Annotated in this window: 9 protein-coding genes; 2 read left to right on the top strand and 7 right to left on the bottom strand. The window is 68.4% G+C overall.

Features of this window, described 5'->3' with window-relative positions; translation table 11 throughout:
- Nucleotides 1–22: 22 nt before the first annotated feature.
- The 3 genes from J2852_RS05240 to J2852_RS05250 form a co-directional block, all read right to left on the bottom strand.
- A complete protein-coding gene (locus J2852_RS05240; RefSeq protein ID WP_209871963.1) occupies nucleotides 23–1,831 on the bottom strand; it encodes a glycoside hydrolase family 17 protein in 1,809 nt (602 codons plus the stop codon).
- A gap of 190 nt (nucleotides 1,832–2,021) precedes the next feature.
- Nucleotides 2,022–2,795: a ferredoxin--NADP reductase gene (locus J2852_RS05245; RefSeq protein ID WP_209871964.1), complete on the bottom strand. Its 774-nt coding sequence runs from the start codon at nucleotides 2,793–2,795 to the stop codon at nucleotides 2,022–2,024.
- 156 nt (nucleotides 2,796–2,951) lie between these two features.
- Entirely contained in the window at nucleotides 2,952–4,400 is a 1,449-nt protein-coding gene (locus tag J2852_RS05250; protein WP_209871966.1) for a helix-turn-helix domain-containing protein, read from the bottom strand.
- Nucleotides 4,401–4,583: 183 nt separating this feature from the next.
- Here J2852_RS05250 and aceA point away from each other — a divergent pair, with 183 nt between their 5' ends.
- Both aceA and J2852_RS05260 read left to right on the top strand, forming a co-directional pair.
- Nucleotides 4,584–5,861, top strand: coding sequence for an isocitrate lyase (aceA, locus tag J2852_RS05255; protein WP_209871968.1), 1,278 nt, complete (start codon nucleotides 4,584–4,586; stop codon nucleotides 5,859–5,861).
- 505 nt (nucleotides 5,862–6,366) lie between these two features.
- Complete coding sequence (locus J2852_RS05260) at nucleotides 6,367–6,930, top strand: DJ-1/PfpI family protein (RefSeq protein ID WP_209871970.1); 564 nt, start codon at nucleotides 6,367–6,369, stop codon at nucleotides 6,928–6,930.
- Between the two features lie 263 nt (nucleotides 6,931–7,193).
- Here the strand turns inward: J2852_RS05260 and J2852_RS05265 are convergent, their stop codons facing one another.
- The 4 genes from J2852_RS05265 to J2852_RS05280 all read right to left on the bottom strand — a co-directional run bounded on the left by J2852_RS05265 (nucleotide 7,194) and on the right by J2852_RS05280 (nucleotide 12,391).
- Nucleotides 7,194–9,095, bottom strand: coding sequence for a sensor histidine kinase (locus J2852_RS05265; protein ID WP_209871972.1), 1,902 nt, complete (start codon nucleotides 9,093–9,095; stop codon nucleotides 7,194–7,196).
- Nucleotides 9,096–9,199: 104 nt separating this feature from the next.
- Nucleotides 9,200–10,849, bottom strand: coding sequence for an ABC transporter ATP-binding protein (locus J2852_RS05270; RefSeq protein ID WP_343206682.1), 1,650 nt, complete (start codon nucleotides 10,847–10,849; stop codon nucleotides 9,200–9,202).
- Entirely contained in the window at nucleotides 10,846–11,607 is a 762-nt protein-coding gene (locus J2852_RS05275; protein ID WP_246499296.1) for an ABC transporter permease subunit, read from the bottom strand. Before J2852_RS05275 ends, J2852_RS05270 begins: the two co-directional genes overlap by 4 nt.
- Nucleotides 11,608–11,617: 10 nt before the next feature.
- Nucleotides 11,618–12,391 (bottom strand): ABC transporter permease subunit, encoded by a 774-nt coding sequence (locus J2852_RS05280; RefSeq protein ID WP_209871977.1) that lies wholly within the window; start codon nucleotides 12,389–12,391, stop codon nucleotides 11,618–11,620.
- Between the last annotated feature and the right edge of the window lie 79 nt (nucleotides 12,392–12,470).

The raw sequence follows: 12,470 nt of genomic DNA on the forward strand, positions 1-12,470 counted from the left end.
CCGGGAGAGGGGGATTGGAGGCTCACTCCCCCGCCACGCGCACCCACTGGCCGGCGCGGGAGGGTTCCTGAACACGGGCCGCCAGGACGGAGGCGGCGTAGGGCACGGCGAGCAGAAGCTGCAAGCCGGCCCAGGCCAGCGCCTCCAGGTTCGGCTGCGTCCAGTCCACCTCGTGCAGAGCCTCCAGGAAGGGCAGCTGGCCGTAGATCAGCGATTCCAGCGGCACGAAGCCCTCGGCCAGCACGGTCAGCACGGCGCCCAGCAGCAGGGCGCCGGCCAGCGCCGATTCAACCGGCAACCGGCGAACGGCCGCGCACAGGCTGCGCGCCGGGATGTCGGCCACCGGCATGGCCGGGCGGAACAGCGCGCCGATGCCGAAGGCGCCGAGCGCCGCCGTGCCCTCCGGCCGGCGCATGGCGCGCATGGCGCCCAGAACCAGCAGGCCGAAGGCCGGGACGACGAGGTAAGGGTTGGGGAAGTCGCGGTAGCGGCCGTCGAACACGATCAGGAACGACCAGATCAGCGCCGCCACGGCCAGCGCCACGGCGGCGAAACGGCCGAGCGCCTCGGTGTGCGACAGGGCCGGACGGCCGCGCAGGGTCGCCAGCGGCTCCAGCGCCAGCGCCCCGGTGCCGAGTGCGCGGCGGGCGGCCAGCAGCACGGTCAGCGCCAGAAGCGCGGTCAGCGCCAGCATGACGCCCGCGAGCGTCGTGTCCTGGATGTAGTGCTTGCCGTGCATCGCCGCGTGGACCGCGTGGACGAACAGGGTGGACAGCCCCTGCGCCAGGAAGGCCAGCGCGGCGAAGGCGCCGGCGGTCAGCGGCCGGCCGCGCAGGGTCAGGCCGGCGACCAGAAGGATGCCGAGCGCGGAGGAGATGCCGAACAGGACCGGCCAGGTCTTCGTCTCCACCACCGGGCCGGCGAGCGAGAACTTGGCCTCGCGGTCGGCGGAGTAGAGGCCCCAGTGGCCGCCGACGGTGCCCTCCAGCTTGGCCTTCCAGCCCTGGTCGAACGCCTCGATGACGTTGTAGTCGAAGCCTTCCTGCTGGGCGAGGCGGACGAAGCCGTTGACGAACTTCGCCTTGTTGACGAGGCCCGGCACGGCGGCGCCGCGCGACCGGCCGGAGGTCGGCCAGCCCGTCTCGCCGACCAGGATCGGCTTGCCGGGGAAGCGCTGGGCGATGGTGCGGTAGGAGCTGCGGATGCGTTCCGTGGCGCCCTCCACGCCGGCCGGCACGTCCTCCCAATAGGGCAGCAGGTGGATGGTCAGGTAATCGACGTGATCCGCGATCTGCGGGTACTTCAGCCACCATTCCCACACGTCGGCGTAGGACACCGGCTGCTTCACGGCGGCCTTCACGCGGTCGATGTAGCCGGTGACCTGCTCCGGCGTCAGCTCGCGGCGCAGCAGCACCTCGTTGCCGACGATCACGCGGGTGATCACGTCCGGATAGCGGTTGGCGAGATCGATGAGGGAGGCGATCTCCTTCTCGTTCTTCTCCGGCTTGGACGACAGCCACGCGCCCATGGTGACCTGGATGCCGTGCTTGCGCGCCAGTTCCGGCACCACCTCGAGCCCTTCCAGGGAGGTGTAGGTGCGCACGCCGGCCACCTGGGGGGCGAGCGCCACCAAGTCCTCCTCGATCTGGGCCACGGAGGGGAAGGTCTGGGTCAGCGGGCTCTGCCCGTCGCGGAAGGGCGCGAAGGACACGCTCTTCAGCTTGCCTCCCGGCGGCGGGTCGAGCGGCACCGGCCGGTTCGGAATGGACCAGACGGCGAGGTTCGCGAGGCCGGCCAGCAGGAGCACGGCGAGGATCGTGAGGATGCGCATGGGCAGGATGTCTACACGAAACGGGGGTGGGTTTGAACGGAAAGGGGCGCGCCTCCGGCAGGAGGCGCGCCCTTCAAGGTCCGGTCAAGGATTGATGACGTGCCATCGTCACGTCAGGTCAACGCATCCCTGCCGAAATTATTCCCCGTGGAATTTTCCCCGTGAAATTTTTTGGGCCGCGGTTTCCGGCTTACTTTTCCACGAAGGCCTTTTCGATCACGTAATGACCGGGCTCGCCGTTGTGGCCCATCTTGAAGCCCAGCTCGTCCATGATGCCGCTGGTCTCGGCCAGCATCTCCGGGCTGCCGCAGATCATGACGCGGTCGACCTCGCGGTCGAAGGGCTGAAGGCCGATGTCGCTGAACAGCTTGCCGCTGCGGATCAGGTCGGTGATGCGGCCCTGGTTGCGGAACGGCTCGCGCGTCACGGACGGGTAATAGATCAGCTTGTTTTTCACATCCTCGCCGAAGAACTCGTTCTCCGGCAGGACATTGGAGATGATGTCGTTGTAGGCCAGCTCGCCCACCGTGCGGGTCGTGTGGGTCAGCACGACCTTGTCGAAGCGGGCGTACATCTCCGGGTCCTTGATGATGCTGAGGAACGGGGCGAGGCCCGTGCCGGTGCTCAGCATGTACAGGTTGCGGCCCGGAAGCAGGTTGTCGGTGACCAGCGTGCCCGTCGCCTTGCGGTTGACGAGCAGCGTGTCGCCTTCCTTCAAGTGCTGGAGGCGCGAGGTCAGCGGGCCGTTCTGGACCTTGATGGAGAAGAACTCCAGCGTGTCCTCGTAATTGGCGCTGACCAGGCTGTAGGCGCGCAGCAGGGGGCGGCCATCGACCTCAAGGCCGATCATCGTGAACTGGCCAGGATCGAAACGGAAGGACGGATCGCGCGTGGTGGTGAAGCTGAACAGCGTGTCGGTCCAGTGGTGAACGCGCAGGACGCGTTCCTGAAACAGGTTGCTCATGGGATCCGCAGGTCCGTTTCGAAGCCAGATGTTCGGGTGGGCCAAGTGTACGGGTGGCCGTGCCGCATTGCAGCACGTCTCATTAACAAGGAAATAGTCAACAAGCCACTAATTCATACCAACAATTTTGCTATGGCTTTTCGATATCACAAAGAGTTACCGTGTTTCCCCGGTCGGCGGCGCAAAAAGGTAGGGGCTGAGGCCACGCAGGTTCTCGTCCACGATCAGCCGGTGATTCAGCGGCGGGAAGGCGCGCTGCGAGCAGTCCAGGCGCGGGCACAGCCGGCAATTCACGCCGATAGGGGTCGCCGCCTCGGTGTTTTCGAGATCGAAACCATCCGCATAGGTGATCTGCGCCGCGTGCTGGGCATCGCAGCCCAGCGCGATGGCGAACTGCTGCGGCGGGCTGCGGAAGCCGCCGCCAGCCTTCACCACCGTGCGGGCGATGGAAAAGTAGGTCGTGCCGTCGGGCATCTGCGACAGCTGGCTGTGGATTTTTCCGGGCGTGCGGAACGCCTCGTAGACGATCCAGCGCGGGCAGCCGCCGCCGAAGCGCGCGAAGGGGAAGCCGGCGCCGGCAAAGCGCTTGGACACGTTGCCGGCGCTGTCCACCCGCATCAGGAAGAAGGGCACGCCCCGCGCACCCGTCCGTTGCAGCGTGGTCAGGCGCTGGCACACCTGCTCGAAGGACGCATCGAAGCGCCGCCGCAGGATTTCGATGTCGTAACGACTCTGGTTCGCCGCCTCCAGAAAGCGGCCGTAGGGCATCAGCACCGCCGCCGCGAAGTAGTTGGCAAGGCCGATGCGGGCCAGCCGCCGCGCTTCGTCGCCTGAAAGGTTGGCGCTCTCGACGATCTGGTTCAGCAACTCGCGGTGGCGCAGCAGGGCGATCTGGCAGGCCAGTTGGAAATTGCGGCCTGACGGCGCGAGCATCTCCGACAGCAGGATGCGCCGGCCGTGCCGGTCGAAGCGGCGCACGGCGTAGCCCATGATGTCGGACGGCAGCAGCCGCACGCGGACGCTGTGGTTGTTCAGCAGGTAATCGACCAGCCCCCGGTACAGGTCGCCCTTCTCCAGCTTGCCTTCCTCCCACAGCGCCTCGGCGGCGGCTTCCAGGTCGGGAAAGTGGTTGGAGGCGGCCTGGAACAGGTCGCGCACCTCTTCTTGCGGAAACGAAACGTTCTGGACGAGGTGCAGCTTGTCGCGGTCGGCCATCCGCTCGGCGAGCGCCTGGAGGTCGTCGCGCGAATTGCGGAAGGCGCGGTAGAGCGACACCACCGCCTGCCCCAGCGTCGGCGCGACGGCGGCCAGTTCGCGGAAGTCCTGGTTCTTGATGTCGGACCCGTCGAACAGCGGGTCGGCGAACACCTCGCGCAGGCCCGCGACCAGCCGGCCTTCCTCGTCCTCGGCGAAGGCCTGGAGATCCACGCCGAAATTGTGGCCGAGCTTCAGCAGCAGCGGCACGGTGACCGGGCGCTGGTTGTGCTCGATCAGGTTCAGGTAGCTGGGGGAGATGCCGAGCTGTTCGGCCATCTGGGCCTGGGTCAACCCATGGTCCCGGCGCAGGCGCCGGACCTTGGGCCCGAGCATCGCCTTCTTGTCCATCGCCGCCACCGTTGCGCCTTTACAAAATTTACTGATTTACAGGAAGTTGCTGACAGTAGTTTACAAACCGACCCTTTTACAAACAAGGGCTTATTGCAACGCGTCAAAGGTCGTTTTAACTCTCGGTGCATGGCAGCGCTGTAAAGCAGCGCGGACGTCACGGATAGAAGAGGAACCGACCCCATGTCGCTCGACGAAAAGACCAAGGCCGCTCTCCGCGCCAAGCGCTACGAAGGCATCAAGCGCGACTACACCATGGATGACGTCAAGCGTCTCAGCGGTTCGATCAAGATCGAGTACACGCTCGCCGAGCTGGGCGCCCAGCGCCTGTGGGAGCTGCTGAACACCGAGCCGTACATCAACACGCTCGGCGCTCTGACCGGCAACCAGGCCATGCAGGCGGTCAAGGCCGGCCTGAAGGCCATCTATCTGTCGGGCTGGCAGGTCGCCGGCGACGCCAACCTGGCCGGCCAGATGTACCCGGACCAGAGCCTCTATCCGGCCAACTCGGTCCCGGCCGTGGTTGAGCGCATCAACAATACCTTCAAGCGCGCCGACGAGATCCAGACGGCCGAGGGCAAGGGCGACACCTACTGGTTCGCGCCGATCATCGCCGACGCCGAGGCCGGCTTCGGTGGCCCGCTGAACGCCTTCGAGCTGATGAAGGCCATGATCAAGGCCGGCGCGGCCGGCGTGCACTGGGAAGACCAGCTGGCGTCCGAGAAGAAGTGCGGCCACCTCGGCGGCAAGGTTCTGATCCCGACGCAGCAGCACATCCGCACGCTGAACGCCGCCCGCATGGGCGCCGACGTCTGCGGCACCTCGACCCTGGTGATCGCCCGCACCGACGCGGAGTCGGCGCAGCTCATCACCTCGGACATCGACGAGCGCGACCATCCGTTCATCGACTTCGACGCCGGCCGCACCTCGGAGGGCTTCTACCGCCTGAAGACCGGCGTTGGCGTCGAGCATTGCATCGCCCGCGGCCTAGCCTACGCGCCGTACTCCGATCTGCTGTGGTGGGAGACCTCCAAGCCGAACCTGGACGACGCCCGCAAGTTCGCCGAGGCGATCCACAAGGAGTTCCCGGGCAAGCTGCTCGCCTACAACTGCTCGCCGTCCTTCAACTGGAAGGCGAACCTGGACGACGCGACCATCGCGAAGTACCAGCAGGAGCTGGGCGCCATGGGCTACAAGTTCCAGTTCGTCACGCTGGCCGGCTTCCACTCGCTGAACTACTCGGCCTTCAAGCTGGCCAAGGGCTACGCCGCCCGCGGCATGGCCGCCTACTCCGAGCTGCAGCAGGCGGAGTTCGAGGCCGAGGCCGAGGGCTACACCGCGACCAAGCACCAGCGCGAAGTCGGCACCGGCTACTTCGATCTGGTCGCCACGGCGGTCTCCGGCGGTCAGTCCTCGACCACCGCGTACAAGGACTCGACCGAGGCCGACCAGTTCCATTGATCGGCTCTTGAGTTCCGGCCATCGGGTGACCTCATCCGATGGCCGGTGGTACCCGATCCGGTGTGCGAGCCGGATCTCTTTGAACGGCTGACGCTATTCGACTTAAGACGGCCGGGGACTTCCCTCCCCGGCCGCTTTTTTGTCACCACGAAGCTGTGACATGGCAGCATGGCTGACCTGCGTTGCCATGCCTCCGGTGCGGGGCTGCCGCCCGTTAAGTCTTGAACGCAGCCGCAAAAACGCCGCTTTGCTGGGTCGGTTCGCGCTGTTCAACCCTCCGCTGCATCGCGGAATAAGGCATTGACTTGGGACCTCATTGGGGCCACTTGTGTTCCATGCTCAAAACAAACCGATCAGGGGCTTGAACGCCCCCACACCGGCACTCCCCAGATGAGGACCGGTGGCGGGTCCCGTCGCCGCGCGAAGCTTTTGCGCGGCGTGCAGACGTTTATGCGTCATGCGTCGGCCCGCGATTATAGGTTGAACGATGAAAGGACAAGACAGTATGGATCAACCCCTCGCAGGAAAGAGCATTGCCATTCTCGTGGCCAACGGCTTTGAGGAACTGGAGATGACGGAGCCGCAGCGGGCTCTCCTCAAGCTTGGCGCCACTCTGCGTACGATTTCGACCGAACAGGGTCTGGTGAACGGCTGGCACGGCAAGTCCTGGGGCCATTACTTCCCGGTGGACAAGCAGCTGGGCGAAGTTCTGGGCGCCGACTACGACATGCTGCTGCTGCCGGGTGGCGAGCGCAGCGTCGCCAAGCTCCAGAAGTCCGCGCACACCCGCCGCATCGTCGGCCATTTCCTGGACGCCCACAAGCCGATCGGGGCCATCGATCATGGCATTCAGCTGCTCGCCATTCCGGGCAAGCTGAAGGGCCGCCAGCTGGCTGCTCCGGAGGCGTTCCGCGCCGAGCTGGAAGAAGCCGGCGGCAAGCCGAGCGACGAAGCTCTGGTGGTTGACAACGTTACGATTACGGCGCTCGGCCATGACGAGCTGGCCGCCTTCGTCGAGCAGGTCGTAAAGATCTTCTCCGAGGCCGCCACGGTTCGCAAGGCTGCCTGAACGGGACGCTCCTCGTAAAAGAGGAAACCCGTCTTTCCTGCGGGTGGACGGCCGCCGCACCTTACGTGCGCGCGGCCGTTTTGCGTTTCTGGGGGGAGTACCAAGTCTTCACGGATTTCACGGATTGGGACACGGATTTCACGGATTGTTTGGTCTTGTGCAGTGGTCGCCTTCCGTTCGGCTCGAACCGGGCAAGCCGGATAAAAAAATCCGTGTAATCCGTGCTCAAATCCGCGAAATCCGTGAAGAATCAGTTCTTCGGCTCAAATCCCTTCGCCCAACGCCCCTTCCTCCACCGCGCCGACGCGTGAGGCGGGGAAGGTGAGGAACACGGTCGTTCCGACACCCGGTTCGCTCTCGATCCGGAACTCGCCGCCGTGCAGCGCGATCAGAGCGCGGGTCAGCGGCAGGCCGAGGCCGGAACCGCGCTCGGTCGCCACTGTGCGCTCGTGCACTTGGCCGAAAGCGTCGAGCGCCTGGGGGATTTGCTCCGGGCCCATGCCGATGCCGTTGTCGGCAACGCTCAGCGTGATTCCGCCATCAGTGGTCAGTTCGGCGCGCACCACGACGCGGCCGTTCGACGGGCGGGCGAACTTGATGGCGTTGGCGATCAGGTTGGTCAGCATCTGCCGGATCAGCGAAGCGTCGCCGTGCACGCTCGGCAGATCGTCGGGGATGTCCATCACCAGGGACACCGCCGCCTCGGCCGCCCTTGGGTGCATCATGCCGAAGGTCAGATCGACCAGCAGGGACAGGTTGCAGGCTTCCTCGTTCAGGGTCATCCGCCCCGCTTCGATCTTCGCGAGATCGAGCAGGTTGTTGATGAGGTCCAGCATGTAGACGCCGGCCGCCGCGACCTGCCCGGCGTAGTCGCGGTAGCGCGGGTTGTTCGGCCCCATCACTTCGTCGCGGATGATTTGCGAGAAGCCCAGCACGGCGTTCAGCGGGGTGCGCAGCTCGTGGCTCAGATGATGGACGTAGTCGGACTTGCGCTGGTTGGCGCGTTCCGCCTCGTCACGGGCGGCGCGCAGCTCGGCCTCGCGCGCCTTCAGGTCGGTGATGTCGGCGCGGATGCCGACGATGCCGCCCTCATGCGTCCGCCATTCCTCGATGCGCAGCCAGCGCCCGTTGTGAAGCTGCACCTCCAGCGGCGGGCCGGCGTTGCTGTGCTGGGCGATGCGCCGCGCGATCCAGGACTCCAGATTCTCCGGCGGAATGCCGTAAAGACCGCGTTTGGCGCCCTCGCGCAGCACCGTTTCGAACGGCGTTCCTGGGGTGGTCAGGTCGGCGTTGGCGGCGAACAGCTCGCGGTAGCGGGAATTGCAGAGCACCAGCCGGTCCTGCGCGTCGTACAGGACGAAGCCTTCGGTGATGCACTCGATGGCGTCCACCAGCAGGTCGTGGGCGCGCCGCGCCCCGCGCTCGGCCAGCACGCGTTCGGTGACGTTGCGGATGCTGCACAGGATGCGGTGGCCGTCCATCAGCGCGACCAGCCGCGCCTCGAAGAACTTGTCGCCGTTGGAGAGGGAACCCGGAAGGGCGGGCAGGGTGAAGTCCAGGCCCGTGACCGTCTCGCCCCCGTTCAGCCGCTCCAGCGCCGCCGCGACCAGACCGGCCGCCGGTTCGGGCAGCACCTCCTGCACGCGGTGGTTCAGGAAGCGCTCGGCCGGCACGTTCAGGTCGGTCGGGTTGACGGCGGCGAAGTCGAGGATGGTGCCGTCGCGTTGCAGCTCGAACCGGATGTCGGGATAGGCGTAGGACAGCGCGACCAGCTGTTCGGTCAGGCGCATCACCTCCTGGCGGACGGCGCTGTCGGGCCGGGCCTCGATCAGGATCAGGTCTGCGGAGCGGGGCGCCGGCGACAGCCGGGTTTCCACCTCCAGCGGCGGGGCATTATCGACGGTGAAGATGACGCGCGCCTCGGTCCGGTGGCCGGAGGCGGCGGTCTCCAGCGCGCGCTGCAACTCGGTCGTGTTCTCCAGACGGATCGCCGCCGGTGGGGCGCTGGGTGAAAGGTCGAGGAAGGTGCGGGCCGACGGGTTCAGCCAGACCGTTTTTCCGGGCGGTGCTCCGCGATCCCAGCGAACCAGCCACAAGGGCGTGCTCAGACCTTCCAGGAACTCCAGCCCGGCAAGTTCCGCCTCCATAGGCTGGAACACGGTCATCGGCGGCGTCGCGTGGTAAAGGCCATGCACACGATCCTATCAGACCGGCGCCGTCCGTGAATAGGGGAGTAGCAACGGAGAAACGCCGGGATCAGCGAGCGCCGTTATGCTGCATCGGACCCGTTCGTGTCCCAGTAGTGGCAGGCCACCCGATGGCCGGGACTAACCTCGTCCAACGGGGGTATGGCCTGGGCACAGTAATCGCGCGCCCTCGGGCAACGCAGGCGCAACGGGCAACCGCTCGGTGGGCGCAGGGCGGACGGAGGATCGCCGTGCAAGGCGGGCCGGCGAGCCTCGGCGGCGGCGATCAGCGCGCGGCTGTAAGGATGGCGGGCGTCGGCGGCCAGGGTGGCGCAATCCGCCTCCTCGACCACCCGGCCGGACAGCAGCACCAGCGCCCGGTGCCCGAGGCGCAAGCCGGTATCGGCGTCCTGCGTGGCGTGGAGCAGGGACAGGCGGCGGGTCCGCCGCAGTTCCAGAAGCAGGGTCAGGAAGGTTTCCCGCTCCACACCGCTCAGCGTCGCGGCGGGCTCGTCGCAGACCAGGAGGCGCGGTCCCGGCAGCAGCGCGCGGGCAAGGCCGGCGCGGGCGGCCTCCAGGGGAGCGAGGGTGGCGGGGAAGCGCGTCAGCACGGAGTCCGGCAGTCCGACCTCGCGCAGGGTGTCGCCGATCACGCGCGCGCGGCCAGCGGCGGGGATGTCGGGGCGCAGAGCCTCCAGCGTCTCGTCGAACTGCGCGCCGATGGTCTGGCCGGGGTCTAACGCCGCAGCTGGGTCGGGAAACAGCATCTGCAAGTCGCGGCGCGCCCGGCGCATGGCCTCCGGCGGGGCGGTCGCCAAGTCCCGCGCCATCCAGGCGACCTGCCCGCCGGCCGGCGGCACCAGCCGCAGCACCGCGCGGGCCAGCACCGACTTGCCGCTGCCCGATTCGCCGAGCAGGGTCAAAATCTCGCCCTCGGCAAGACCGAAGCTGAGACCGTCCACGACGGTCAGCCAGCGATCCTCACCGCGCCACGTCCGCCCCAGCGGAAAGGCAACGCGCAGCTCGCGCACCGACAGGATCGGCGGGCCGGGCGGGGGCGCCTCGCCGTTGACGGCGGTTTCAGTGGGGGGCGTGGATTCGGTCAGGCGGCCCCGGTCGAGATTCAGTGCGCGGGTCGCCGGGCCGGTCACGCCGTCCTCCGGCCGCCCTGAAAGGACGAGGGCCGCGCCGGTCTCCCGTGCCCAGCCGGCCAGCTCGTCCAGCAGGCGCGCCCGCAGGGTGGGGTCGAGGCTGGCGGCCGGCGCGTCGGCCAGCAGAACGGTGGGTTCGGCGGCCAGCGCCAGGGCCAGCACGGCGCGCCAGCGCATCGGTTCCGACAGTTCATGGGGGTAGAGCGCCAGCCGGCGGGCGGCGGCGGAAACGTGCAGGTGCTCCAGCGCCGCGACGGCCCGCTGCCGCGCGGCGCGCTCGTCCAGCCCGAGATGGTGGGCGAGCAGTTCGGCGAACTGTGCCCCCAGCGTGAGGTGCGGGGTCAACGCCCCGTCCTGCGTCACCAGCAGGCGGCGGCCCTGGGCGCGGACCTCTCCCTCGATCCAGGCGCCCGGCGCCGGAAGCCCGGCAAGTGTGCGCAGAAGCAGGGTCTTGCCGCTCCCTGCCGCGCCGGTGATGGACAGCACCTCGGCGGGATTCACGGCAAAGCTCAGCCGGTCGAGGAGGATGTCGCGGCCGGTGTGGATGGACAGCGCCTCGGCTTCCAGAAGCGGCGTGCTCACGGGCGGCCTCCCGCGGCGGCGCGCAGTCCGTCGCCGATGGCGCACAGCGACCACAGGGACAGCGCCAGCAGCAGGGCCGGCGGCGCCACGGCCAGCGGGTCGCCCAGCCGGACGGCGGTTGCCAGTTGGCCGCCCCAGCTTGGCACCCCGTCGGGCAGTCCGAGGCCGAGCAGGCTGGCGAAGCTCTCCGCCGCCAGGGCGCGGGGCAGGGCGGTCCAAGCGGCGGCGGCCAGAGGCAAGGCTGCGTTGGGTGCGATGTGGCGGCGCAGGATGGCGCGGCCGGAAAGGCCGGACGCCTGGGCCGCCGTCAGGAACTCGCGGCGGAGCAGGCTGCGCAGCTCTCCCTGGGTCAGCACGGCCACGGCCGGCGCGGCGGTCAGCGCGACCATGCCGGCCAGCAGGCCCAGCCCGCGCCCGGCCAGACCGGAGGCGAGCAGCACCCCCAGCACCAACGGCAAGCCCATCAGCCGGTTCGCGAGGCTCATCATCGCCCGCTCGGCGCGTTGTCCCAGCGCCACGGCGAGCGTTCCCCACACCACCCCGGCCCCGCCGCCGATCAGCCCGGCCAGCAGCGCGAAGGCAAGGCTTCCCTGCCCGGCGGACAACGCATCCGCCACGACACCGCCCCCCAGCAGCGGCGCGGCCGGAACGGCGAGCGCCAAGGCCGCCAGCACGGCAAGCCCCGCCACCGCCGGCCGGTGCGCGGTCAGGCGGCGGGAAGCCATGTGCCAGGGGGTGTCGGTTGCCGGGCTCCGCATGTTGCCGCCCTCACGCCGTCCGGAAGCGCGGGTCGAACCAGCCGTGCAGCACCGCGCCGGCCGCGTTCAGCAGCACGGTCAGCCCGCACAGCCCGGCCAGCGCCGCGACCGCCGTTCCGGCGTCGCCGGCCCGCATCGTCTCAAGAAACAGCCGTCCGGCCCCTGGCAGCGCGAACAGGCCCTCCACCGCGACCGCGCCGGCCACCACGGTGATTACGGGGCTCCGCAGGCCACCCGCCACCGGAGCGAGGCCGAGCGGCACGGCGTGGTGCCACAACACCGCCTTGTTGCTGAGGCCGCGTCCGCGGGCCGCGAAGATCGCGCCGCCATCAATCATGTTGCCGTCAAGCGCCCCGTCCAAGGCTTGGCGCGCAACCCGCGCCGCCTGCGCGGCCGGCGCCACCGCCAGCGCCGTCCAGGCGAGAACGAGGGTGAAGGACCTGTCCGTCATCAGGGCGGCGAAGACCGCCGCCAGCAGGAAGGCGGGCACCGCAGGGCCGATTCCGCCCAACAGCATCCCCGCCCATCCGGCGAGGGAGCGCGGGCGCAGGCCGGCGCTCAAGCCCAGGAGCGCGCCGATCCCGGTTCCCATCGCCAGGGCCGGAACGGTCAGCGCGACGGTCAGGGGCAGGGCCTCGACCATCGCCCCCAGCGCCTCTGCCCAGCCGTGCCCGGTCGCCTCGGCCGCGACGGCGGCGAGCAGGGCGAACAGCGCAAGGGCGGGTACCGCGGCGGTGAACCGTCGTGCGGTAAAGCTCAGCATCGGCGGGAGATGAGGTTTCACCAAAAGGAGGTGCCCTGACGGTACGCAGGTTGGTGCCGGTCGGGCAATGAAATTTCGCCTCTCGGCGGGGGGCGGGGAG

The sequence above is a fragment of the Azospirillum soli genome (assembly GCF_017876165.1).
In the GTDB taxonomy this organism is placed as follows: Bacteria; Pseudomonadota; Alphaproteobacteria; order Azospirillales; family Azospirillaceae; genus Azospirillum; species Azospirillum soli.

Coding starts and splice junctions, on each gene's coding strand:
- J2852_RS05250 (WP_209871966.1), bottom strand. CDS start 4,400: ATGGACAAGAAGGCGATGCTCGGGCCCAAGGTCCGGCGCCTGCGCCGG.
- J2852_RS05245 (WP_209871964.1), bottom strand. CDS start 2,795: ATGAGCAACCTGTTTCAGGAACGCGTCCTGCGCGTTCACCACTGGACC.
- J2852_RS05240 (WP_209871963.1), bottom strand. CDS start 1,831: ATGCGCATCCTCACGATCCTCGCCGTGCTCCTGCTGGCCGGCCTCGCG.
- J2852_RS05275 (WP_246499296.1), bottom strand. CDS start 11,607: ATGCGGAGCCCGGCAACCGACACCCCCTGGCACATGGCTTCCCGCCGC.
- aceA (WP_209871968.1), top strand. CDS start 4,584: ATGTCGCTCGACGAAAAGACCAAGGCCGCTCTCCGCGCCAAGCGCTAC.
- J2852_RS05265 (WP_209871972.1), bottom strand. CDS start 9,095: ATGACCGTGTTCCAGCCTATGGAGGCGGAACTTGCCGGGCTGGAGTTC.
- J2852_RS05260 (WP_209871970.1), top strand. CDS start 6,367: ATGGATCAACCCCTCGCAGGAAAGAGCATTGCCATTCTCGTGGCCAAC.